Source organism: Dactylosporangium sp. NPDC051484, assembly GCF_040689395.1.
In the GTDB taxonomy this organism is placed as follows: Bacteria; Actinomycetota; Actinomycetes; order Mycobacteriales; family Micromonosporaceae; genus Dactylosporangium.
In genome coordinates this window covers 189,326-212,559 of record NZ_JBFAZX010000005.1, presented here as the reverse complement: position 1 = coordinate 212,559, position 23,234 = coordinate 189,326, and the positions used below count along the sequence as shown (strand labels likewise).

The following is a 23,234-nucleotide window of genomic DNA, read 5'->3' as shown; positions in this document are numbered from 1 at the left end:
GGCATGAAGCTGGTGACCGCGGTCATCAAGCCGTATCAGCTCGACGCGGTGAAGGAGGCGCTCCACGCGCTCGGCGTGGCCGGCCTCACCGTGAGCGAGGTACAGGGATACGGCCGTCAGAAGGGCCACACCGAGGTCTACCGCGGTGCGGAGTACACGGTGGAGTTCGTCCCCAAGATCCGGGTCGAGATCGTCACCGACGAGCTCGACTTCGAGAAGGTCGTGGACGCCATCGTCACCGCCGCCCGCACCGGGAAGATCGGTGACGGCAAGGTCTGGGTCACGTCGGTCGACGAGGTCGTCCGGGTCCGCACCGGCGAGCGCGGGCTCGACGCCCTCTAAGCCGCTGATCAGAATCCTCAATCACATGACACAGCCGTCGGCGCCCGCTCCGGTCCTGTCCACCAGGGCGGGCGCCGACGCACGAGCCGAGCGCTCGGTCGCGATCGACGAGTGGCTCTCGAAGGTTTTCGCAGAAGCCGGCGGCGGTACCTCGGGTGCCGCGCTCATCGCCGTAGGCGGGCTCGGACGCCGCGAATGCGCCCCTCGCAGCGACCTCGACCTGGTCCTGCTGCACGACGGCGGCCCGGGCGCGGAGGCCGCCGCGGACCAGCTCGGCAGCCGCATCTGGTATCAGATCTGGGACGCGAAGTTCGCCCTCGACCACTCCACCCGCAGCCCCCGGCAGGCGCTCGAACTGGCCCGCCAGGACCTCAAGGTGGCTCTCGGCCTGCTTGACGCCCGCCTGGTCGCCGGCAACGGCGAGCTCCTGACACGCCTGCACGCCGACGCCGTCGCCCAGTGGCAACGCGAGGCCCGCCACCTGCTGCCCGCGCTGCGCACCCTCACCCAGGACCGCTGGAAGGCCCACGGCGAGCTGGCATTCCTCCTTGAGGGCGACGTCAAGGAGTCCCGCGGCGGCTTGCGCGACTTCGGCGTCCTGCGGGGCATCGGCTTCGCCGGCGTCGCCGACGGCCCTCGCCCCGCCGTCCGCGGCGCCCACCGCACCCTGCTCGACGTCCGCGACGCCCTGCACGCCGTGCGCGGCCGCCGCGTCGACCGCCTCCTCGCCCAGGACCGCGACGAGGTCGCCGAACTGCTCGACCTCGGCGACCGCGACGAGGTGTTGCGCCGTATCGCCGAGGCCGCCCGCACCATCGCCTACGCCAGCGACGACGCCTGGCGCGCCGTGGAGCGCTGGTCGGCTCCCAGCAGCCGCGGCCACGAGGAGCGTCGCCCCCTCGCCCGCGACGTCGTCGAGCAGCACGGCGAGGTCGTGCTCGCCCGCGCCGCCGTCACGCCGCGCCCCGACCCGGTCCTGCCCCTGCGCGTGGCCGCGGCCGCCGCCCGCGCCGACCTGCCGATCGCGCACGCCACCCTCGAGTGGCTCGGCAGTTTCGCCGGCCCGATGCCGCGGCCCTGGCCCGCCCCCGCGCGCGACGCCCTGCTCACCCTCCTCGGCAGCGGCCCGTCCATGATCTCCGTCTGGGAGGCCTGCGACCGGTACGGCCTGGTCGTCAACTGGCTCCCCGAGTGGGCTCGGGTGCGCAGCCTGCCGCAGCACAACCCGGTGCACCTGTTCACCGTCGACCGGCACCTGGTCGAGACCGCCCGCCAGGCCGCCCGCCTCACCCGCGACGTCGACCGCCCCGACCTGCTCGTGCTTTGCGGCCTGCTGCACGACATCGGCAAGGGCCTCCCCGGCGACCACAGCGTCGTCGGTGCCCCGATCGCCGCCGCCGTGGCGTCCCGCCTGGGCCTTAGCGCGGTCGACGTGGCGCAGGTCGAGAAGGTCGTGCGCCTGCACCTCCTCCTGCCCGACACCGCCACTCGCCGCGACCTGTCCGACCCCCAGACCATCGCCACCGTCGCCGCGACCGTCGGCGACGCCTCCACCCTCGGCCTGCTGCACGCCCTGACCCGCGCGGACGCGGCCGCCACCGGCCCCGCCGCCTGGTCGGACTGGAAGGGGCGGCTCATCGCCGAGCTCGTCCGTCACGTCGAACGCGCCCTCGATACCGGTGTGGTCGCCGCGCCCCCGTCACCCGCCACCGCGCTCGCCGCTCCCGAAACCCTCCCATCGGTACTGCTGGACACCGACTCGGTCGCCGTCATCGCCCCCGACCGCCGCGGTCTGCTCGCCGCCGTGGCCGGCTGCCTGTCGCTGCACCGTCTGGACGTGGTCACGGCAGACACGGTCACCGTGGACGGCCTGGCGAGGATGGTCTGCGCCGTCCAGCCCCGCTATGGCGGTGACGTCGACCGCGAGGCGGTGGTCTCGGACCTGCGCCGCGCCGTCACCGGTGCTCTCCCGGTGGCCGAACGCCTCGCCGCCCGCGAACGCTCCACCCGCCACAGCACCACCGCGCCCCCGCGCGTCGTGTGGCAGCCCCCCTCGGCCGCCACTGACGCCACGGTCCTCGAACTGCGCGCCACGGACACCCCGGGCCTGCTCTTCCGAGTGGCGAGCGCGCTGGAAGACATCGGCGCCGACGTTCGCTCCGCCCGCATCTCCACCCTGGGCGGCGAGGTCGTCGACGCGTTCTACCTGGCCGGCTCCTGGGACGTGGACGCCCGCGCCCGCGTCGAGGCCGCAGTCCTGCGGGCCGCGGCCTCATCCTGACGGAACGCCTCGTGCCTCCGCCCCTGTGCCTCCGCCCCTGCGTCACGGGCCGCGTCGGTGCGGCGTCTCGATGGCTTGCCGGCGAGGTGTAAGTCTCTTTGCCGTATTTGCGCAATTTTCGTCGCACGATGGCGGGGCGTCGCCTCGCCGGGCCGGTGGTGGCGCGGACGCGGACGAGGGCGCGGAGAATGCACAGGTCGCGAGCGCTGTGCCGACATCAACGCGCGGTCGCACGGCGCTGCGGGCCGCGACGCGCGGTCCGTGGTCGCGTACCCTTCAAGGGTCTCCTACACCCGAGGACGGATGCGTCGTGTTTGACACCCTGAGTGACCGGCTTTCCGGCATCTTCTCGAAGCTGCGAAGCAAGGGGCGGCTCACCGACACCGACGTCGACGCCACCGCGCGGGAGATCCGGCTCGCGTTGCTCGAGGCCGACGTCGCGCTGCCCGTGGTCAAGGCGTTCATCGCCCGGCTCAAGGAGCGGGCGCGGGGTGCGGAGGTGTCGCAGGCGCTCAACCCGGCCCAGCAGATCATCAAGATCGTCCACGAGGAGCTCGTGGCGACGCTCGGTGGCGAGGCGCGCCGGCTGCAGTTCGCCAAGAACCCACCGACCGTGATCATGCTTGCCGGTCTGCAGGGTTCCGGCAAGACCACGCTCGCCGGCAAGCTCGCCCGGTGGCTCAAGGGACAGGGCCACCAGCCGCTGCTCGTCGCCGCCGACCTTCAGCGGCCCAACGCCGTCAACCAGCTGCAGGTCCTCGGTGGCCGCGCGGGCGTTGAGGTATACGCGCCCGAGCCTGGCAACGGTGTCGGCAACCCGGTCCAGGTCGCCCGCGACGCGATCGATCACGCGAAGCGCCAGATGCGCGACATCGTCATCGTCGACACGGCCGGCCGTCTCGGCATCGACGCCGAGATGATGAAGCAGGCCGCCGACATCCGCGACGCCGTCGATCCGGACGAGGTCCTGTTCGTCATCGACGCCATGGTGGGTCAGGACGCGGTGAGCACCGCCGAAGCCTTCCGCGACGGCGTGGGCATCTCCGGCGTCGTGCTGTCCAAGCTCGACGGCGACGCGCGCGGCGGCGCCGCGCTGTCCGTGCGCCACGTCACCGGCCAGCCGATCATGTTCGCCTCCACGGGCGAGAAGCTTGAGGACTTCGACGTCTTCCACCCCGACCGGATGGCCTCGCGCATCCTCGGCATGGGCGACGTGCTCACCCTCATCGAGCAGGCCGAGCTGGCGTTCGCCGACGATGAGAAGGAGCGGATGGCCGCCAAGCTCATGGGCGGCCAGGAGTTCACCCTCGAGGACTTCCTCGAGCAGTTGCAGGCCGTGCGCCGCATGGGCCCGATCGCCAACGTGCTGGCCATGATGCCGGGCATGAACCAGATGAAGGACCAGCTGGCCGAGATCGACGACAAGCACTTCGACCGGGTCACCGCGATCATCCGCTCCATGACCCCGAAGGAGCGCGCCAACCCGAAGATCCTCAACGCCTCCCGCCGGGTGCGCATCGCCAACGGCTCCGGCGTCTCGGTCACCGACGTCAACCAGCTGCTGACCCGCTTCGCCGACGCGCAGAAGATGATGAAGCAGATGGGCGGCATGATGGGCCTGCCCGGTGGTCGCCGCAAGGCCACGAAGTCGCCGAAGAACAAGCGCAAGGGCACGAAGGGCGGCAACACCGGCGGCATGCGTCAGCCCCGGCTCGGTGGCGGCATGCCTCAGCTCCCGCCCGGCCTCGACCCGGCCGCGATGGACCCGAGCGCGGCGGGCATGCCGCCCGGCTTCCGCCTGCCGAAGCTCGACTTCTCGAAGCTGCAGAAGCGTGACAAGGACGCCTGAGCCACCAGCTGTGACCGTGAACCCCGATGCGTCCTCGGGCGCGTCCACGGCCGTGCCCGGGGGCGCGGCTGGGTCCGGCGGCTCGGGCGCGTCCGCCGGCCGGGCCGCGTCGGCTCGGCCGGCTGCGGCCGCCAGGTCGGCGGCGTCCGGACCCGCGCTGCACGTGCGGGCGACGCTGCTGCCGTCCGGCGAGCGACGCGACCTCTGGCTAGTGGGTGACCGGGTGACGTTCGAGCCGGTCACCGGGGCACTGACCATCGCCGACGAGGGGTTCGTTTTGCCCGGCCTCGTCGATGCCCACTGCCACATCGGTATCCAGTCGGGCGGCAGGCCGTCGGACGATCTTGACGCCGCTCGGTCGCTCGCCGTCGTGGACCGCGACGCGGGCGTGCTGGCGATCCGCGACGCGGGGTCGCCGATTCCGTACCCGTCGCTGGACGACGACCCCGAGGTGCCGAGGCTGGCACGGGCGGGGCGGCACGTGGCGCCGCCGAAGCGCTACCTGCGCGACATCGGGGTCGAGGTCGGCGAGGCCGACCTGACCGGCGAGATCACCCGGCAGGCGGCCCTCGGCAACGGCTGGGTCAAGCTCGTCGGCGACTGGATCGACCGCGACAGCGGCGACCTCGCACCTGCCTGGGACGTCGCCGCGATGGCCGGCGCGGTCGCGGCCGCGCACGACGCCGGCGCCCGGGTGGCGGTCCATGTGTTCGCCGAGGAGTCGGTGTCCGCCCTGGTCCGCGCCGGCGTGGACTCCGTCGAGCACGGCACCGGCCTCGCGGAGGCCGACATCGAAGAGATGGCCCGCCGCGGCACCGCCTTTGTGCCAACGATGATCAACATCGCGACGTTCGGCGGCATCGCGGCGCAGGCGCGGGACAAGTTCCCGGCGTATGCCGGCCACATGCTCGCCCTCCGTGACCGCTTCCCGTCCGTGGTCCGCGCCGCGCACGAAGCGGGCGTACCCATCTACGTCGGCAGCGACGCCGGCGGCGGCATCAACCACGGCCTGGCCGCCGAGGAGATGCTCCTGCTGCACCGCGAGGCCGGCCTTCCCGCGGAGGCTGTGCTGCGCGCCGGGTCCTGGGGCGCCCGGGAGTGGCTCGGCTTCCCTGGCCTGGTCGAGGGCGGCCTGGCGGACCTGGTCGTGTACGCCGAGGACCCCCGCCGCGACCTCACCACCCTGCTCCGTCCGCGCCGCATCGTCCTGCGCGGGCGTGTGATCCGCTGATCTCTGGCCGAGTCCGGGGCGGCGCCGCCGGAGGCCCGGACGCGCCCGGAGGCGATGTCCGTGGTGGTGCGGCGCCCGCGCGGCGGGCACCGGGTGTGGGCGCAAGCCGATACAATCTCGGTCGTGCCGTTGCGTCCCGGAAGACCGGTCCTGCACCGGCACTTCACCCATGACACGCTGGTCTGGGCTCCGCTGACCCGGGTGGTCTCCGACGACGAGCAGGGCACGCGGCTGTGGCTCGCGACCGGCAGCCCGCTCATCCGTCAGGTGAGCGAGGACGGCCTCGGGCCGCGCGACATGCCGTTCGGCGAGTGGATCGAGGCGCCGAAGAAGATTATCCAGGATGTGTATCGCGGGCCGAGCACCCTGAAGTTTCATCCTCTAGGGGCCGCGTTCTCCGTGTGGTGGCTCTTCGACCCGCAGGGCGGCTTCCGCGCGTGGTACGTGAACCTTGAGGAGCCCGGCGTCACCTGGGACGACGGCGCGGTCGCCGGCGTCGATCTGACCGATCAGGACCTCGACATCTGGGTCTGGCCCGACCGTCGCTGGGACTGGAAGGACGAGGACGAGCTCGAGGAGCGCCTCGCGTACCCGGGCGCGTACTGGGTGGATGATCCCGACGCCGTGTGGGCGCAGGGGCGCGAGATCGTGCCCGCCATCGAGGCCGGGGCGTGGCCGTTCGACGGCACGTGGACCGACTTCCGGCCGCCGGCCGAGTGGACCATCCCGGAGCCCGTGACCGAGGGCTGGGACCGACCGAGGGAGCGCGGTTGAGCGTCGTCTTCACGCCGGGTCAGGCGATCATGCATCGCAACGTGCGGCGGGGGCGGATCGGCTGGGTGCGCCCCGCTCGCGTGGTGTCCGACGACGAGCGCGGGCTGCTGATCTGGATCGCCCGGCACACGCCGGTGGTGAACGAGGTCTCCGGCGACGGGCGAGGGATGCGCACGATGCCGTTCGCCGAGTACGTCACGCGCGGCACCGGGCTCAAGCACGGCACCTGGAACGGGCCCGGAGTGCTGAAGCTGCACCGGCCCGGCGACCCCGCGCACTCCGTGTGGTGGTTCCGCGACGATGCCGACGTCTTCACCGGCTGGTACGTCAACCTCGAACGGCCGGCGATCCGCTGGAGCGACCCGGGCGGCGCGTCCGGGGTCGACGTGACCGACGAGGACCTCGACATCCTCGTCGCGCCCGACCGCAGCTGGCAGTGGAAGGACGAGGAGGAGTTCCTCGAACGCCTCGCGATCCCGGAGCACTACTGGGTCACGGACGAGGCCGCGGTACGCGAGGAGGGCCTCCGCGTCATCAAGGAGATCGAGGCCGGCGGGTTCCCGTTCGACGGCACATGGACGGACTTCATGCCGCCGCCGGGGTGGGCGATCCCGGGCCTCGATGCGGGCTGGGACCGCCCGCCGCTGCGCTGAGCGACGCGTACGGCCCGAACCCGTTGCATGGGCATGAGGCAGACGGCCGCCAGGACCGGGGCCCGTTTTGCCTGCGGTAGCGGGTCTGGCAGAATGGTCTGCTGGTATCCGGTGTGCGTCCGAGCCCTCTAACCCGGCGTTACGCCAGTCCAACAGAGCAGCCGACGGCACCATCCCCACGGTGTCCGGGCGGTCGCTCGGCTTCCAACAGATCCAGGAGCGAGCAACCAAGTGGCCGTCAAGATCCGGCTCCTGCGGATGGGCAAGATCCGCAACCCGCAGTACCGCATCGTCATCGCCGACTCGCGCACCAAGCGCGATGGCCGGGCGATCGAATTCGTCGGGCTGTACCACCCGAAGGAGGAGCCCTCGCGTATCGAGGTCAACTCCGACCGCGTCCAGCACTGGCTCTCCGTCGGCGCGCAGCCGAGCGAGGCCGTGCGGGCCATCCTGTCGAAGACCGGCGACTGGCAGAAGTTCAAGGGTCTGCCCGCGCCGGCTGAGCCGCTGAAGGTGGCCGCAGCGGCCCCCGACCGCCGCGCGACGTACGAGGCCGAGGCGCAGGCCGCCGCCGGTCTGGCCGACGCGCCGAAGGCCAAGAAGGCCGCCGAACCGAAGAAGAAGGCCGAGGCCGAGGCTCCGGCCGCGCAGGCGGAGGAGCAGTCCGGTGCCGGCGCCGGCGCGGAGGCCTGACGTGCTGCGCCCAGCGCTTGAGCACCTGGTCAAGGGCATCGTCGACAACCCCGACGATGTCCGTGTCCGTATGGTCGACTCCCGTCGCGGTCAGCGGCTGGAGGTCCGGGTCAACCCGGAGGACCTCGGCACGGTGATCGGGCGCGGTGGCCGCACGGCCAAGGCGCTGCGGCAAGTCATTACGTCGATCGGCGGGCGCGGAGTGCGCGTCGAGATCGTCGACGCGTACTGATCGCATGCTGCTCGTCGTCGGCCAGGTGATCCGTGCGCACGGCGTCCGGGGCGAAGTCCTCGTGGACGTGCGCACGGATGCGCCGGCAGAGCGTTTCGCCGTCGGGTCGGTCCTCCAGACCGACTCGACGGCGGTGCGGCATCTACAGACTGTTCCTGCGGGCGCCTGGAAGCCTCCGCCGACGCTCACCATCGAGTCGGTACGCCCGCACCAGAGCCGCCTCCTGGTGGTCTTCGAGGGCGTCTACGACCGCAACCTCGCCGAGGACATGCGCGGCGTCCTGCTGTGCGTGGACAGCGCCGCGATCCCGGCCAGCGAGGACCCCGACGAGTTCAACGACTACGAGCTCATCGGCCTCGACGTCGTCGACGGCGCGGGGGAGCGGGTCGGCGAGTTGCTGCGCATCGACCACGCGCCCGCGCACGACCTGCTGGTGGTGCGGCTCGAGGACGGGCGCATCGGCCTGGTGCCGTTCGTGCGCGAGATGGTGCCAGAGGTCGACGTGCCCGGGCGCCGCATCGTGATCACCCCGCCGGAAGGCCTGTTCGACCTATGAGGGTCGACGTCGTCACGATCTTCCCCGAATACCTCGCGCCGCTCGATCTGTCGCTCATCGGCAAGGCCCGCGCGAACGGCACCCTGCGGCTGGCCGTGCACGACCTGCGGCGGTGGACCCACGACGTGCACCGCACCGTCGACGACACTCCCTACGGCGGCGGCCCCGGCATGGTCATGCGTCCCGAGCCGTGGGGCCAGGCTCTTGACGAACTGGCCGGCCCGGACACGCACCTGATCGTCCCCAGTCCGGCCGGAACGCCGTTCACGCAGGCGACCGCACGCGCCCTGGCCGCGGAGCAGCACCTGCTGTTCGCCTGCGGCCGGTACGAGGGCATCGACCAGCGGGTCTTCGACCACGCCGCGACCCGGATGCGGGTGAGCGAGATCTCCCTGGGTGACTACGTGCTCTTCGGCGGCGAGGTCGCGGTCCTCGTTGTGCTGGAGGCGATCACCCGGCTGCTGCCCGGCGTGCTGGGCAACGCTGATTCGCTCGTGGACGAGTCGCACGCCGACGGCGTTCTCGAGGCCCCGATGTACACGAAGCCGCCCAGCTGGCGCGGCCTGGACGTGCCGGAGATCCTGCGCTCCGGTGATCACGGCCGTATCGCCCGGTGGCGGCGCGAGCAGGCGCTGCAGCGCACCGCGGAGCGGCGCCCCGACCTCATCGAGGCACTGGAGCGGCAGGCCCGCGGTGCCGATCAAGGGGCCTGATTTCAGGTTCGGCGCGTCGATGTGGCAAAGTAGTGAGGTTGGCGCGGGCTGATGTGCCCGCACCCATGATCATCTAACCCTCGCGCGCCGCGGAAATCGGGCGTGCCTTGAGTGACGAGGAACAGCCGCGATGAACACGCTGGACGCGCTGGACGCACAGTCGCAGCGGACCGATATCCCGAGCTTCCGCGCCGGCGACACCATCAAGGTGCACGCCCGGGTCGTCGAGGGCAACCGGTCCCGGGTCCAGGTCTTCCAGGGCGTCGTGATCCGTCGCCAGGGCGCCGGCCTGCGGGAGACCTTCTCGGTTCGCAAGGTGAGCTTCGGCGTCGGCGTCGAGCGCACCTACCCGGTCAACAGCCCGGCCGTTGACAAGATCGAGGTCGTGACGCGCGGCGACGTGCGCCGCGCCAAGCTGTACTACCTGCGCGATCTGCGGGGCAAGAAGGCCAAGATCAAGGAGAAGCGCGAGACCAAGGTCAGCAGCTGACCGCGCGTTTCGCCGCATCGTCGTCAGGGAGGGGCGCCGCGCGTTCCCTCCCTGAGTCGCGTCCGGGATCGGGTCTTTCGGTCAAGAGGAGCAGGACTCCCCAAAGTGGTCTTGTGCCTCTAGGCTGACGCCGATGGCAAGCGATCCCTACGGACGCGATGGTTACGACGATCGCGCCGATGACCCACACCCACGTAACCGCCACCCGGACCAGGCGGGCGGGGAGCGTGGGCAGCAGCAGCAACACCCCTTCGGTGACGTCCGCTACCCGGGCCACGATTACTGGGCAACCACGGGTCGCCCGGACGCCCCGGAGGAGCAACGCGCCTACGACGGTGGCCGGACGCGCGCAGACGCCCACGGGCGCCAAGACGTCACGCCCCGCCGGGGTGAGCATCGGCGCGACGACCACGATCGTGGCGACTGGAATCGTGGCAGCCGGGCCTGGGACGACCCGTATGGTTCGCGCCACGGCCGCGGGGACGACGAGCCGCCGATCGTGCGCGACCGCGCGTTCGAGGACGCCGACGGCTATGACGAGTCTGGGTACGGCGACCGCCGGGATCGCGGCGAGCGGTACGAACGAAGCCATGACCGCGGCGAGCGCTCCACAGGGTCGGGGTCGCGCCTCCGCGCACGCGGCGGCTCCGACGACGACTCGGCCTCCTCGTGGCGCAGCAAGGTCCGCCGCAAGCGCAAGAACATGCCGCTGTGGCAGGAGCTGCCGCTGCTGCTGATCGTGGCGTTCTGCCTCGCCGTGCTCATCCGCACGTTCCTGGTCCAGGCGTTCTTCATCCCGTCGGGCTCGATGGAGCAGACCCTCCTCATCGGCGACCGGGTGTTGGTCAACAAGGTCCTCTACGACGTGCGCGAGCCCGAGCGGGGCGAGGTCGTCGTCTTCACCGGCCCCGACACGTGGGCGCCGGAGAATCAGGTCGACAAGAACGCGGGCTTCTTCGCGGAGCTCGGCCGTACCGTCGGCGATCTTGTGGGCGTTTCCCAACCCGACGAGAAGGACTTCATCAAACGGGTGATCGGCCTGCCCGGGGACACCGTGGCGTGCTGCGACGCGGACGGCAGGGTGACGGTCAACGGTTATCCGCTCGACGAGTCGGCGTACCTGTACGACGACTCGTCGCTGGACGCCGCGCCCAACCCGAAGCAGTGCACGGCCCGCCGGTTCGGACCCGTGAAGGTGCAGGCCGGCCAGATGTTCGTGATGGGCGACCATCGCGGCGTCTCGCAGGACTCGCGCTGTCAGGGCCAGGTCCCGATCGCCAACGTGATCGGTCGTGCGTTCGTCGTGCTGTGGCCCAGCAGTCGGTGGAGCTGGATAACGATGCCCGACACGTTCAAGAACGTCCCGAAACCCGCGGCCATGGGGCCTCCGGGCCCACCAATCACGACTGCGCCCGCCATCCCGTTCGTCCCGGACATGGTGATTGCCCCGATCGCGGCGTCCCTGGCGCTTTCGAGCCGTTCGGCGCGTCAGGAGCGGTTGAGGCGTCGCCGATTTTGACGAGCACGTACCCTTCAGGCGTGATTGACGAGCAGACCAAGAAGCCCAGTACGTTCTGGCGCGAGCTGCCGGTGTTGCTGGGTGTGGCGATCATCGTAGCCGTGGTGGTGCGGGCCTTCGTCCTGCAGACGTTCTACATTCCGTCCGAATCGATGGAGAACACGCTACTGATCAAGGACCGCGTGCTCGTCAACAAGCTGGTGTACGACTTCCGCTCGCCCCACCGCGGCGAGGTCATCGTGTTCCAGGCGCCCAGCTCGTGGCGCAACGACCCGTCCGAAGAGGACTTCATCAAGCGGGTCATCGCAGTCGGTGGTGATCACATCGTCTGCTGCGACGACAAGCAGCGGATCACGATCAACGGCACTGCGCTCAACGAGCCGTACATCTACGCCAACGCGGACGGGCTGCAGGACCTGCCCAGCGAGGAGCAGTTCGACGTCACCGTCCCCAAGGGTCGTCTCTGGGTGATGGGAGATCACCGGTCGCGGTCGGGCGACTCGCGGTACAACTTCATCCGCACGAAGGACCCGAACCAGGCGACGATCGCCGAGAGCGACGTCGTCGGACGCGCCTTCGTGGTCTTCTGGCCCTTCTCGCGAGCGAGTTGGCTCAGCGTCCCGGACAGCTTCGACAAGGTGCCCGATCCGACTTCCAGGTGACAACGCCGTAGTCTCGTCGGTATGACGGAGGCTGCGGCAGACATCGACCGCCGGGCGGCTCGGGTCCTGCTGCTCGACCCGTCCGGGCGCGTGTTGCTGCTGCGCGGATGCGATCCGGCGCACCCCGAGCACCGCTACTGGTTCACCGTCGGCGGCGGCGTGGAGGCGGGCGAGTCGCTCACCGAGACGGCCGTGCGTGAGGTCTACGAGGAGACCGGGCTGCGCATCACCCCCGCCGACCTCGTCGGCCCCATCCGCACCGACCAGGTCGAGTTCCCGTTCGACGGCCGCTGGTACTCGCAGCAGCAGTCGTTCTTCGTCGTGCGCGCGGAGGCGTTCACCGCCGACCTGACCAACCTTGCCGATTACGAGGTCGACAGCGTCGACGCCACCCGCTGGTGGTCCGCCGGCGAGCTCGACGCGACGTCGGAGCGCTTCTACCCGCCGGACCTCGCCGCTCTGTTGCGGGAGGTGGGCTGAGCATGCTCGCGCCCCCGCGCACCGTCGTGCACCGCGCAGCGGGCCTGTGGGCCCTTGAGCGGGCCCTGCAGCGGCGAGGCTTCAGCCGGGTGGCCGGCGCCGACGAGGCGGGCCGCGGGGCCTGCGCGGGGCCGCTCGTGGTCGCCGCCGTCATCCTGCCGCCGGGCCGTCGCGGCGAGATCGAGGAACTCAACGACTCCAAGCTGCTCACCGCGGCCGCGCGGGAGCGCATCTACGAGCAGGTGGTCAGGCGCGCGGAGGCGTGGAGCGCCGTGGTCATCCCGCCCGGCGACATCGACCGCCGCGGCCTGCACGTATGCAACCTCGCAGGCATGCGCCGCGCCCTCGCGGGCCTGTCCGTGCGACCCGACTACGCGCTCACCGACGGGTTCAAGGTCGACGGCATCGGCATTCCCGGCCTGGCTGTGTGGAAGGGCGACCAGGTCGCCGCGTGCGTCGCGGCGGCGAGTGTCGTGGCAAAGGTCACGCGAGACCGGCTCATGGAGCAACTGCACGAGTCGTACCCCGAGTATGGCTTCGACGAGCACAAAGGTTATTCGACGCCGGACCACGGCGCAGCGCTCGCCGCACACGGGCCGTGCGCCGAGCACCGTTTCTCCTACGCGAACGTGGCGGCGGTGGAGCGGCCGGGGCAAAGGCGCGGTAACGTCGGCGTGGCGCCCGGCGAGGCCGCACGGGTTCCGGCGCAAGTGGGCGACAATGTGGCTATGGAAGGCGGACCGCGATGAGCGCCGAAGATCTCGAGAAGTACGAAACCGAGATGGAGCTCCAGCTCTACCGGGAGTACCGCGACATCGTCCGCCAGTTCTCCTACGTGGTGGAGACCGAGCGCCGGTTCTACCTGGCCAACCAGGTCGATCTGCACGTGCGCAACTCCGACGGCGAGGTCTACTTCGAGGTCGAGATGCACGACGCGTGGGTCTGGGACATGTACCGTCCCGCCCGGTTCGTGAAGAACGTCCGGGTGATGACGTTCAAGGACGTCAACGTCGAGGAGCTCGAGAAGCCCGACATCTCGCTGCCGGACAACGCCTTCGGCGGCTGACGCCCCCGCCGTCACGCGGACCCGGAGGAGAAATTTCTACCGGCGCCGGGTCCGCGTCGGTCCGCCATAGCGGTTGTACGCGTACCAGCACGCGCCCACGACAAGTGCACCGACGATCAGGTACAGCGCCAGGCTGAACACCAGCTTGAGCAGCCACCACGCGAGCATGCCGACCACGATCAGTCCCACGATGACGAGCACGGCTTTCAATGCGTTCATGCCCGTTTCCTCCTGGTCCGTCCGGCGCTTTTAGCACATTTCGTGGCCGCGCGCGGGTTGTCCACAAGCGGTGCTTTGTCCACAGGATAGCCATGATCGCGTTTGCCGCGAACGCCCGTTTCGGCAACGCTGCCCGCCATGTTGAAGACTCTCGTTCGTCTCGGGATCCTGGCCGCCGCCGCCACCGTCATCGCCGCAGCCGGCGCCGTCGTGGCGGCCGTCGGCTCCGCGCTCGCCTCGCCGCCGGCCTCCCGTGAGGCGCCGGTTGCCCACGAGCCACCGGTCGAGGCGTACCAGGCGCCGCTGGACGGCCCCATGACGGTCACCAGGGGCTTCGAGCCGCCCTCGGACCGGTACGCCGCCGGCCACCGCGGCGTGGACCTGGCGGGCGCCCCTGGGCAGATCGTGCGCAGCGCCGGCCCCGGCACGGTGATCTTCGCCGGGACCGTCGGCGGGCGGCCGGTGGTGAGCGTCAGGCATCCGGGCGGGTTCCGCACCACGTACGAGCCCGTCGCCCCCACCGTTGTGGAGGGCCAGGCCGTGTCCCCGGGGATGCGACTGGGCACGCTGAGACCGGGCCATCCGGGCTGCCCGGTCGCGGCCTGCCTGCACTGGGGGCTGCGTTCGGACGAGGGGGTGTACTCCGATCCGCTCACGTTGCTGCACCGCGCCCGCGTTCGCCTGCTTCCCCTGACGTAGCGGCCGGCCCGGCGCGTTCCTGCTGAAGCGTGCAGCGTCGGCGCGTGGGCTACGGGCGGTCCAGCAGCTTCGGCAGGCCCTCGGCGAGCCGCTGGTAGTCCTCGGGCCGGTTGTACACCTGGCCCGACAGCCGCAGGTATGCGCGCCCGCGCCAGCCGGCGAGTCCGACCTCGGTCGCGAGTTCGTCCGAGATCCGCCGACGCAGCGCGGCCGCGCCCGCCTGGTCGACCGCCACGCCCGCAGGCAGCGGGATCAGCGTCATCGGCAGCCCGGTAGCGGCCGGCAGCTCGGCATCGATTGCCTCCGCGACCACACGCTGCCCGTACTCGGCAAGCGCCGAGTTGTGCCGCCGCACCGCCTCGATGCCGAGCGAGCGCAGCACGAAGAGCGCCGTCGGCGCCGCGAGCCACGACGTGTAGTCGTATGAGCCGACCCACTCCAGACTGGCCGGGAAGCCCGCCTCGGCCGACCACGACAGCACCAGCGGCCGGATCCGGTCCCGCCACGCGGGCGCGACGGCCAGTAGCGCGGTGCCCCGTGGCGCGTACGCCCACTTGTGCAGGTTCCCGACCCAGAAGTCCGCGCCAAGCTCGTCCACCGCAGGGTCGAGCATGCCCGGCACATGCGCGGCGTCGATGTGGATCGCCACCCGGTCGCCCCAGCGCGCCCGCACCGCCTCGACTATGCCCCGCACCGGGAACACCCGCGCGGTCGCGGCGGTGACGTGGTCGACGATCAGCAGGCGTGTCCGCTCGGTGATCGCGTCCAGCACGGCCGCGGTCACCGTCGCATCGTCCGCCGCGAGCGGCACCCGCGCGACCCGATGGACCGCCCCGGTCCGCCGGCAGGTCGCCGTCACGGCGAGATCCACCGCGCCATAGCCGTGATCGGTCGTCACGATCTCGTCCTCGGCGCCGAGGGAGAGGCTCCCGAGCACGATCGACGTGCCCGTGCTGGCGTTGCCGACCAGCGCCGTCCCCTCCGGATCGGCCCCCACGAACGCGGCCAGGTGCCGCCGTACGTGCGCGATACGCTCCTCGAGGCCGACGGCGAAGAACCGGTGCGGGTTGGCATCCATCTCTTCGCGGAGCCGCTGCTGCGCGCGCTGGACGGTGATCGGCACCATGCCGAACGCCCCATGATTCAAATGCGCGACGGCTGCATCGTGCGAGAAGAGCAGCCGCGCGCCCGGAAGCGGCTCGGGTGCGGACACATCCACGATCTTAGGGCTCCAACCGGCACGACCGCGCCTGCTTGGCCCTGCACGCCCCCCGACGCGCACCCACACCCGCGCCACCGAGCCCGCCCCGGACAGCGTCCCGCTCAACGAACACGGCACGCTCCCGTGTTGCTCGGACCGCATCGCCCGGACCGCACCGCGGGGGGCCTTGGCACGCCGGCGCGGACGCGGGCCTGGTCTGGCCGCCAACGCCCGCGGACGCGTCGGCTCGGGTCTCTACGCACGCGGATGCGCCTGCTCGTACGCGCTCCGCAGCCGTTCGATCGACACGTGGGTGTAGATCTGCGTGCTCGACAGCGACGCGTGGCCGAGCATCTCCTGCACCGAGCGCAGGTCGGCGCCGCCCTCCAGCAGGTGCGTGGCGGCGGAATGACGCAGGTTGTGCGGTGAGGTGTGCGGCAGGCCGGAGGCCCGGGCATACCCGTCGACGATCCGCCGCGCCGCCCCGGCCTGCAACCGCCCGCCGCGGGCTCCCAGCAGCAGCGCCTGGCCGCTCTGCGCCACTTCCAGCGCAGGCCGGCCGTGCCGCAACCATTCGGTCAGCGCCTGGTCGGCCGGTAGCCCGTACGGCACCGAGCGCTCCTTGTCGCCCTTGCCGATGACCCGCACGACGCGGCGCATCCGGTCCACGTCGCCGAGGTCGAGGCCGCAGAGCTCGCTGACCCGGATCCCGGTGCCGTACAGCAGCTCCAGCACCGCGTGGTCGCGCAGCCCCAGGGCGTCCGCGCGCCCGGAAGGGGACGTCACCAGCGTCTCGGCCTGATCCGCACGGAGCACGGTCGGCAGGTCGCGGTGGGCCTTCGGGCTGGCCAGCCGCTGCCCGGGGTCCGCGTCGGCGAGGCCCTCCCGCTTCGCCCATGCGGTGAACGTCCGCGCGGCCGCCGCGTGTCTGGCCAGGCTCGTCCGGGCGTCCCCGGCCGCGCGCCTGCGCGCGAGCCATCCGCGCAGCACCGAAAGCGTCAGCGCGGCGGGGGCCTCCGCGCCCGCGGCCGCGGCATGGTCCAGCAGTGAAACGACGTCGCCGACGTATGCCCGCACCGTGTGCACCGACCGGTTCCGCTCGGCCGCGAGATGCCGGGCGAAGTCGTCGACGGCCTCCCGCATCGCCGGTGGGAGTCGCTCGTGCAGCTCGGCGGTTCCGGCCGCGGGTCCTGTCGTGGCTGCCTTGCGCGGCTTCACCTGCGCTGCTGCTCTTCGAGGAACCGTTCGATCAGCCCGCGCACCACGGCGGCCATCGTGAAGCCGTGCTCGGTGCACCAGGCGCGCAGCTCGGCGTGCCGCTCGGCCGGCAGGCGGAACGTCACCAACTGGCTCTCCTCGCCGACAGGCAGCGAGCCGCCGAGCGCGCTGTGGCTGCTCTCGGGGCGCAGGTCGGGTGCGCCCATCAGGTTGCGGCCAGGCAGCGTGGCGCTGGCCAGAAGTGCCCCGGGGCCGGCGGGGACGGTGCGGTTGAGCAGCCAGGCGGTGATCTCTTGACGGTCGGCGGGCGGGAGGGACTCGAGCAGCCCTACGAGCTTGTCGACAGGAGCGGTCATAGCGCCACGATAGCGTCCGCTATCCCGCTATCGGTATCAGTCAGCATGATCGCGAGTACGCGAACTCTTTGGATTTCTTCGAGAAGTTTCGGCAGTGTCCGGTCGATCGCCGGGCCCGGCGCACTGATCATGGGTCAGCCCTGACGAAGCTGCGTCTCCCGGCAGTTGTGACGTCATGCCGCCCGGCTTTCCGGGAGATTGTTGACCGGGTCAATAGATCTCATGACGATGTCAACTATGGATATCGAGACGGTGACAGCGGTGAGGCGATTCAACCGCTTCTACACCAACCTGATCGGCGTTTTGCGGGCCGGGCTGCTCGACTCGCCGTACTCCCTCGCCGAGGCCCGCGTCCTGTACGAGCTGGCCGCCGCGCCCGGGCCCGCGCTGGAGGTCGCCGACCTGCGGCACGGGCTGGACATGGACGCGGGATATCTGAGTCGCATCCTGGGCCGTCTCGAGAACGACGGCCTGGTCGTGCGTGAACGCTCGGACGCGGATGCGCGCAAGCAGCGCATCAGGCTCACCGACGCCGGCCGGGCCGCGCAGGGCGAGCTCGACGAGCGCTCGGACGCGCAGGCGGCCGCGCTGCTGGCGACCGTGACGGAGACGGACCGGCGACGGCTGATCGGCGCCCTGGACGCCATCGAGTCGATTCTCGGTGGCGGCTCCGCGTCCGCGCGGACGGTCGTGCTGCGCCCGCCCGGCCCGGGAGACCTCGGCTGGGTCGTGCAGCGCCACGGCGCGTTCTACGCCGCGGAGTACGGCTGGAACGAGCAGTTCGAGGCGATGGTGGCGCGCATCGTCGCCGACTACGCCGAGTCGCGCGACCCCCGCTGGGACCGCGGATGGATCGCCGAGGTCGACGGCGAGCCTGTCGGATCGATCTTCTGCGTCCGTGCCGGCCGCGAGGGCGAAGCGACGGCGAAGCTCCGGCTGCTGCTCGTCGAGCCGAAGGCCCGCGGCCTGGGTGTGGGCGGTCGGCTGGTCGACGAGTGCATCCGGTTCGCCCAGCGCGCCGGCTACCGCGAGATGGTCTTGTTCACGCACGACGTCCTCGCCGACGCGCGACGGCTGTACCAGCGCGCCGGGTTCGTCCTCGACAGCGAGGAGCGCAAACCGGCGTACGGACAGGACCTCGTCCATCAGCACTGGCGCAGAATTTTTTTGAATCCGGCCAGGTAATGGCCCCACCCAGTCCGACCTGCGTCGCGACCTGGCCACATATCAAAATCAAATAACCTGTCCGAATTTATCCACAAGCACCTCGTTGTCCACATGTTGATCTTCAACGCACCGCATTGATCGCCCCGATCCGCCAGAGTCGCCCGCATGACGAACCACAACCAGCTCGTTGGCGGCTTCGGCGAACGCGTCGCCTGCCGATACCTCGTGTCACAGGGGCTCGTGCTGCTCGATCGCAACTGGCGCAGCCGGTCGGGTGAGCTCGACGTGGTCGCCCGGGATGGTGCCGACCTGGTGTTCGTGGAGGTCAAGACCCGCCGCGGCACACGCTACGGCCAGCCCGTCGAGGCGCTCGTGCCGGCCAAGGTGCGCCGCCTGCGCACACTCGCCCTGATGTGGCTGGCGGCCAACCACGTGCGGGGCGAACGGCTCCGTTTCGACGTGGTCAGCGTGCTCGTGGGCCGGTCCGTGGCGGTCCAGCACCTGCGCGGGGCGTTCTGATGGGATACGCCATGGTCCGCTCCGTCGCACTGCACGGCGTCGTCGGCGAGGTGATCGTCGTCGAGGCCGACGTCGCACCGGGCCTGCCGAGCCTCGTCGTGTCCGGCCTGCCGGACGCCGCGCTCAGCGAGGCCCGCGACCGCGTCCGGGCTGCCGTGCACAACTCCGGCGCTTACTGGCCGCAGCAGCGCATCACCGTCAACCTCCTGCCCGCGCATGTGCGCAAACACGGCTCCGGCTTCGACGCCGCGGTTGCCATCGCCGTCCTTGCCGCCGGGTCGGACCTGCCGATCGGCCGCCTCGCCGACGGGGTCGTCCTCGGCGAGCTCGGCCTGGACGGCACCGTGCGCCCGGTCCGCGGCATCCTCCCGGCGGTCCTGGCCGCCAGTCGTGCAGGTGTCGGCTTCGCGGTCGTACCGCTGGCGAACGTCACCGAGGCGCGCCTGGTGCCCGACATCGAGGTCCGCGCCGCCGACTGCCTCGGCAGGATCATCGGGTATCTGTACGGATCGGAGAACCTGCTCGATCCGGCCGCCAAGCCCCAGCCGCCCGAGGCCGCGCCCCTGGACCTCGCCGACGTTCTCGGCCAGGAGCGCGGCCGGCGCGTCATCGAGCTCGCCGCCGCCGGCCGCCACCACGTCGCGATGTTCGGCCCCCCAGGCGCCGGTAAAACCATGCTCGCCGAGCGGCTGCCCGGCGTGCTGCCGCCGCTGAACGACCAGGAGGCGATCGAGGCGACGGCGCTGCACTCGGTCGCGGGCACCCTCTCGCCCGGCAGCACGCTCATCCGCCGGGCACCGCTGCAGGCACCGCACCATACGGCCTCGGTCGCCGCCCTCGTCGGCGGCGGCAGCGGGCTGGCCAAGCCCGGCGCGATCAGCCTGGCCCACAACGGTGTGCTCTTTTTGGACGAATGTGCCGAGTTCGCCAATGGCGCGCTTGAGGCGCTACGGCAGCCGCTCGAAGAGGGCGAGGTGAGGCTCCGGCGCACATATGGCGAGACCGTGTATCCGGCCCGCGTCCAGCTCGTGCTCGCCGCCAACCCGTGTCCGTGCGCGAAGCCGGGAGGCCAGCACATGTGCGAATGCCCGTCGATGGTGCGCCGGCGCTACCAGGCGCGGCTGTCCGGCCCGCTGATGGATCGGGTCGACCTGCAAGTGGATCTGGACCCCGTGCGGTCGGCCGCCCTGATCAACGCCGAGGCCGTCGAGCCCACGGCGGTTGTCGCCGGCCGGGTGCGGGCGGCCCGCGACGCGGCGATCGAGCGCTGGGCGCCGCACGCCAGCTCCAACGGCGAGGTGCCCGGCTCGATGCTGCGGCATCACCGCTTCCGCCTGCCGAAACCCGTGGTGAGGCCGCTCACGGAGGCCATGGATCGTGGCCGACTGTCCGCTCGTGGATTCGACCGGGCTGTACGGGTCGCCTGGACGCTCGCGGATCTCGACGGGCGGGAGCGGCCCGAGGCCGGCGACGTCCGCGAGGCCCTCGAGCTGCGATCGAGGACCGTCCGATGAGCCGCGAGCCGTGGATGAGCGACGAACGGACCGCGCGGATGGCGCTCGGCATGCTGGTCGAGCCCGGCAGCCGCGAGCTCGGCATGCTGGTCCGCGCCGTCGGCGCGCAGGAGGCGCTGGCCAGAGTGGTCGGTGGGTACACCATCACGGCCGGGCTCGCCGGGGCCGTGCAGGCCCGGTTGCGCTCGGCCGGCGTCGACGGCTCGGCGAACCCGGGGGAGCGGCTCGCCGCGCAGATGGGCGAGCTGGCCGAGCGGCTCGGCGCGCGGATCGTCACCGCCGCCGACGAGGAGTGGCCGGTCGCGCTCGACGAGCTGGTGCGGGCCAGCCGCGAGGGCAACATGCTGCGGCGGGACACGGACCCGCCGATGTGCGTCTGGCTGCGCGGGCCGCTGCGGCTGGCGGATTCGCTCGCACGGTCCGTGGCGGTGGTCGGGGCGAGGGCGATCACGGGGTACGGCGGATATGTCGCCTCCGAGTTCGGCTTCGGCCTCGCGGAGCGCGGCTGGACGGTGGTGTCCGGCGGGGCGCTCGGCGTCGACGTGACCGCGCACCGCGGCGCGCTGGCCACCGGTGGGCAGACGGTGGCGGTGCTCGCGTGTGGCATCGACCGTGCGTACCCGGCGGCCAATGCGGCGGTGCTCGAACAGATCGGCGCGCAGGGGCTGCTGCTCACCGAGTGGCCGCCCGGCACTCAGCCGCACAAGACCCGGTTCCTGACCCGCAACCGGGTGATCGCGGCCGCGACGAAGGGAACCGTGGTGGTCGAGGCGGGGTCGCGCAGCGGGGCGCGGAACACGCTCGGATACGCGCGGCTGCTGCACCGCTCCGCGATGGTGGTGCCCGGGCCGATCAACTCGGCGATGTCGGTCGGTTGCCACATCGAGCTGCGGCAGCCGGGCACGGTCCTGGTCACCCGGGTCGAGGAGATCATCGAGGAGGTCGGCAGCGTCGGTGAGCTCGCGGCGCCGATCCAGGGCGCGGGGCGCCCCGAGGACGTCCTGGACCCGCTGCAGGCGCGCATCCTCGACGCGGTACGGCCACGACGGGCCACGTCGGCAGAGCGGATCGCCGCCGTGGCCGGGGTCAGCGGGCGCGACGCCCGGCGCAACCTGCCACTGCTGGAGGAGCTCGGCTTCGTGGTGTCCAGCCCGGAGGGGTACCGGCTGAGCAGCCGGCCGCGGGCCGCGATCGGCGAGGAGGAAGAGGACCGATGAAACCGTCAGAGCCGCAGCAGCCGGGCGACCGCCTCGTCGAGGACCTCGTCGCGCTTGCAGAACGCGAACCGCACGAGCCGCCGGCCCGCCGCCGCGTCGTCGTAGAAGACCTGCGTCGGCACGGCGACGACACCGCAGCGTTCCGGCAGCGACCGGCAGAACTCGATGCCGTCGGTGCCGCCCAGCGGGGTGATGTCGGCGGTCACGAAGTACGTGCCCTCCGGCTGCAGCACCGTGAACCCGGCCTCCGCCAGGCCCTTGCACAGGCGGTCACGCTTGCGCTGCAGATCGTCGCGGAACTCCTGGTAGTACGACGGCGGCGAGTCCAGCGCCACGGCGACGGCTGGCTGCAGCGGCCCGGCGTTGACGTACGTGAGGAACTGCTTGACCCGCGTCACAGCGGACACCAGCGGCCGGGGGCCGCACGCCCAGCCGATCTTCCAGCCGGTGCACGAGAACGTCTTGCCGGCGGACGAGATCTGCAGTGTGCGCTCCCGCATGCCCGGCAGCCCGGCGAGTGGCACGTGCGGGGCGGCCGCGTCGCTGAACACCAGGTGCTCGTACACCTCGTCGGTGACGGCGAGCACGTCGTACTCCGCGCACAGCGCGGCGATTTGGGCGAGCTCGGCGGCGGTGAAGACCTTGCCGGTCGGGTTGTGCGGGGAGTTGAGCAGCACCAGCCTGGTCCGCGGGCCGAAGGCGGCGCGCAGCTCGGCGGGGTCGAAGGCATACCGGCCGTCGTCGACCCGCAGCGTCACCGGGCGGCGGACGGCGCCGGCGAGCGCGATCGAGGCGGCGTAGGAGTCGTAGTAGGGCTCGAAGCAGACCACCTCGTCGCCCGGCTCGCACAGCGCGAGGATGCTCGCGGCGATCGCCTCGGTCGCGCCGGCCGTCACCAGGATCTCGCCGTCGGGGTCGTAGTCCAGGCCCCAGAACGCCTTCTGGTGAGCGGAGATCGCGGCACGCAGCTCGGGGATGCCAGGGCCCGGCGGATACTGGTTGCGCCCACCGTGGATCGCCGCGGCGGCCGCATCGAGCATGGCGGCGGGACCGTCGGTGTCGGGGAAGCCCTGCCCGAGGTTGACGGCGCCGGTGCGGACGGCCAACGCCGACATCTCCGCGAAGATGGTGGTGCCGAACGGGCGCATGTGGGCGACGAGCGGATCACGGGGGGCGTCAGTCACCTCCTGAGTATGCGGCCCGCTCGCGCCGGGGCGGGACGGGAGACCGGCCCGGTCGCGTGCGCGAGGCACACCGGTGGACGGCGGCCGGTGCGCCGGGCCGCCGGTCACCGCCCGGCCGGAGATCGCGACGCGCCGCCCGCCCGCGCGAACTGGGCGGACGGGAGCCGCCGCCGACCGCGTGTGCCGCGTCACCTGTGGCGGGCGCTGCATCGAGCGGTCGCCGAGCCCTGGTACGGACGGGCGGTGGACCTTTCCCGCGGCTTGATCGCCGGGACGTATCGGCCGCACACGGCGCAGGTCGAGGTCGGCCGCCACGCGGGGACAGTCCGAGGCGGACCGGCCGGTGGCACAGGGCATGGGGAGTGTTGCCGGCAGCGACGCGGATTACAGGCACCTCCG

Annotated in this window: 25 protein-coding genes and 1 pseudogene; 21 read left to right on the top strand and 5 right to left on the bottom strand. The window is 71.7% G+C overall.

What is annotated here, in order from left to right; genetic code table 11:
• The first annotated feature begins 3 nt into the window (after positions 1-3).
• The 16 genes and pseudogenes from AB0367_RS11930 (at position 4) to AB0367_RS11855 (ending at position 13,541) form a co-directional block, all read left to right on the top strand.
• On the top strand, positions 4-342 hold the full coding sequence (locus AB0367_RS11930) for a P-II family nitrogen regulator (protein WP_190249674.1): 339 nt from the start codon (positions 4-6) through the stop codon (positions 340-342).
• A gap of 25 nt (positions 343-367) precedes the next feature.
• The gene (locus AB0367_RS11925) at positions 368-2,623 is read left to right on the top strand and encodes a [protein-PII] uridylyltransferase (protein ID WP_366226227.1); all 2,256 of its coding nucleotides are present in this window, start codon (positions 368-370) and stop codon (positions 2,621-2,623) included.
• A gap of 310 nt (positions 2,624-2,933) precedes the next feature.
• Positions 2,934-4,472: a signal recognition particle protein gene (gene ffh, locus AB0367_RS11920; protein WP_366226226.1), complete on the top strand. Its 1,539-nt coding sequence runs from the start codon at positions 2,934-2,936 to the stop codon at positions 4,470-4,472.
• A gap of 157 nt (positions 4,473-4,629) precedes the next feature.
• Positions 4,630-5,703, top strand: a complete 1,074-nt coding sequence (locus AB0367_RS11915) for an amidohydrolase family protein (RefSeq protein ID WP_366226430.1) — start codon at positions 4,630-4,632, stop codon at positions 5,701-5,703.
• Between the two features lie 123 nt (positions 5,704-5,826).
• Positions 5,827-6,477, top strand: coding sequence for a DUF402 domain-containing protein (locus tag AB0367_RS11910; RefSeq protein ID WP_366226225.1), 651 nt, complete (start codon positions 5,827-5,829; stop codon positions 6,475-6,477).
• 29 nt (positions 6,478-6,506) lie between these two features.
• Positions 6,507-7,130 (top strand): DUF402 domain-containing protein, encoded by a 624-nt coding sequence (locus tag AB0367_RS11905; protein ID WP_366226429.1) that lies wholly within the window; start codon positions 6,507-6,509, stop codon positions 7,128-7,130.
• Positions 7,131-7,361: 231 nt separating this feature from the next.
• Positions 7,362-7,823, top strand: a complete 462-nt coding sequence (gene rpsP, locus AB0367_RS11900; protein WP_345124812.1) for a 30S ribosomal protein S16 — start codon at positions 7,362-7,364, stop codon at positions 7,821-7,823.
• Positions 7,798-8,055 carry an RNA-binding protein gene (locus AB0367_RS11895; RefSeq protein WP_033357826.1) on the top strand — a complete coding sequence of 86 codons (258 nt, stop codon included), beginning with the start codon at positions 7,798-7,800 and terminating at the stop codon, positions 8,053-8,055. Before rpsP ends, AB0367_RS11895 begins: the two co-directional genes overlap by 26 nt.
• Before the next feature lie 7 nt (positions 8,056-8,062).
• On the top strand, positions 8,063-8,611 hold the full coding sequence (gene rimM / locus AB0367_RS11890; RefSeq protein ID WP_366226428.1) for a ribosome maturation factor RimM: 549 nt from the start codon (positions 8,063-8,065) through the stop codon (positions 8,609-8,611).
• On the top strand, positions 8,608-9,324 hold the full coding sequence (gene trmD, locus AB0367_RS11885; RefSeq protein ID WP_366226224.1) for a tRNA (guanosine(37)-N1)-methyltransferase TrmD: 717 nt from the start codon (positions 8,608-8,610) through the stop codon (positions 9,322-9,324). Before rimM ends, trmD begins: the two co-directional genes overlap by 4 nt.
• 130 nt (positions 9,325-9,454) lie before the next feature.
• Positions 9,455-9,814, top strand: coding sequence for a 50S ribosomal protein L19 (gene rplS, locus AB0367_RS11880; RefSeq protein WP_366226223.1), 360 nt, complete (start codon positions 9,455-9,457; stop codon positions 9,812-9,814).
• 670 nt (positions 9,815-10,484) lie between these two features.
• A pseudogene (gene lepB / locus AB0367_RS11875) lies at positions 10,485-11,333 on the top strand (signal peptidase I); the annotation flags it as partial.
• A gap of 20 nt (positions 11,334-11,353) precedes the next feature.
• Positions 11,354-11,995: a signal peptidase I gene (lepB, locus tag AB0367_RS11870; RefSeq protein WP_366226222.1), complete on the top strand. Its 642-nt coding sequence runs from the start codon at positions 11,354-11,356 to the stop codon at positions 11,993-11,995.
• A gap of 21 nt (positions 11,996-12,016) precedes the next feature.
• Positions 12,017-12,475: an NUDIX domain-containing protein gene (locus AB0367_RS11865; protein ID WP_366226221.1), complete on the top strand. Its 459-nt coding sequence runs from the start codon at positions 12,017-12,019 to the stop codon at positions 12,473-12,475.
• 2 nt (positions 12,476-12,477) lie between these two features.
• Complete coding sequence (locus AB0367_RS11860) at positions 12,478-13,224, top strand: ribonuclease HII (protein ID WP_366226220.1); 747 nt, start codon at positions 12,478-12,480, stop codon at positions 13,222-13,224.
• A complete protein-coding gene (locus tag AB0367_RS11855) occupies positions 13,221-13,541 on the top strand; it encodes a DUF2469 domain-containing protein (protein WP_366226219.1) in 321 nt (106 codons plus the stop codon). Before AB0367_RS11860 ends, AB0367_RS11855 begins: the two co-directional genes overlap by 4 nt.
• Before the next feature lie 36 nt (positions 13,542-13,577).
• Here AB0367_RS11855 and AB0367_RS11850 read toward each other — a convergent pair whose 3' ends face one another.
• Positions 13,578-13,760, bottom strand: a complete 183-nt coding sequence (locus tag AB0367_RS11850) for a hypothetical protein (RefSeq protein ID WP_366226218.1) — start codon at positions 13,758-13,760, stop codon at positions 13,578-13,580.
• A 138-nt stretch (positions 13,761-13,898) separates the two neighbouring features.
• Between AB0367_RS11850 and AB0367_RS11845 the strand changes: the two genes are divergently transcribed.
• On the top strand, positions 13,899-14,459 hold the full coding sequence (locus AB0367_RS11845; protein WP_366226217.1) for a M23 family metallopeptidase: 561 nt from the start codon (positions 13,899-13,901) through the stop codon (positions 14,457-14,459).
• 49 nt (positions 14,460-14,508) lie between these two features.
• Here the strand turns inward: AB0367_RS11845 and AB0367_RS11840 are convergent, their stop codons facing one another.
• The 3 genes from AB0367_RS11840 to AB0367_RS11830 all read right to left on the bottom strand — a co-directional run bounded on the left by AB0367_RS11840 (position 14,509) and on the right by AB0367_RS11830 (position 17,234).
• Positions 14,509-15,672 (bottom strand): aminotransferase class V-fold PLP-dependent enzyme, encoded by a 1,164-nt coding sequence (locus AB0367_RS11840; RefSeq protein WP_366226216.1) that lies wholly within the window; start codon positions 15,670-15,672, stop codon positions 14,509-14,511.
• A 243-nt stretch (positions 15,673-15,915) separates the two neighbouring features.
• Complete coding sequence (locus tag AB0367_RS11835; protein WP_366226427.1) at positions 15,916-16,803, bottom strand: tyrosine recombinase XerC; 888 nt, start codon at positions 16,801-16,803, stop codon at positions 15,916-15,918.
• A 71-nt stretch (positions 16,804-16,874) separates the two neighbouring features.
• The gene (locus AB0367_RS11830; RefSeq protein ID WP_366226215.1) at positions 16,875-17,234 is read right to left on the bottom strand and encodes a hypothetical protein; all 360 of its coding nucleotides are present in this window, start codon (positions 17,232-17,234) and stop codon (positions 16,875-16,877) included.
• A 261-nt stretch (positions 17,235-17,495) separates the two neighbouring features.
• Here AB0367_RS11830 and AB0367_RS11825 point away from each other — a divergent pair, with 261 nt between their 5' ends.
• From AB0367_RS11825 to dprA, 4 genes are all read left to right on the top strand, one after another.
• Positions 17,496-18,419, top strand: a complete 924-nt coding sequence (locus AB0367_RS11825) for a helix-turn-helix domain-containing GNAT family N-acetyltransferase (RefSeq protein ID WP_366226214.1) — start codon at positions 17,496-17,498, stop codon at positions 18,417-18,419.
• 147 nt (positions 18,420-18,566) lie between these two features.
• Complete coding sequence (locus AB0367_RS11820) at positions 18,567-18,920, top strand: YraN family protein (RefSeq protein ID WP_366226213.1); 354 nt, start codon at positions 18,567-18,569, stop codon at positions 18,918-18,920.
• The gene (locus AB0367_RS11815) at positions 18,920-20,434 is read left to right on the top strand and encodes a YifB family Mg chelatase-like AAA ATPase (protein WP_366226212.1); all 1,515 of its coding nucleotides are present in this window, start codon (positions 18,920-18,922) and stop codon (positions 20,432-20,434) included. Before AB0367_RS11820 ends, AB0367_RS11815 begins: the two co-directional genes overlap by 1 nt.
• Positions 20,431-21,651, top strand: a complete 1,221-nt coding sequence (dprA, locus tag AB0367_RS11810) for a DNA-processing protein DprA (protein ID WP_366226211.1) — start codon at positions 20,431-20,433, stop codon at positions 21,649-21,651. Before AB0367_RS11815 ends, dprA begins: the two co-directional genes overlap by 4 nt.
• Positions 21,652-21,656: 5 nt before the next feature.
• On the opposite strand, the gene AB0367_RS11805 is transcribed toward dprA, so the two are convergent.
• On the bottom strand, positions 21,657-22,835 hold the full coding sequence (locus tag AB0367_RS11805) for a pyridoxal phosphate-dependent aminotransferase (RefSeq protein WP_366226210.1): 1,179 nt from the start codon (positions 22,833-22,835) through the stop codon (positions 21,657-21,659).
• Between the last annotated feature and the right edge of the window lie 399 nt (positions 22,836-23,234).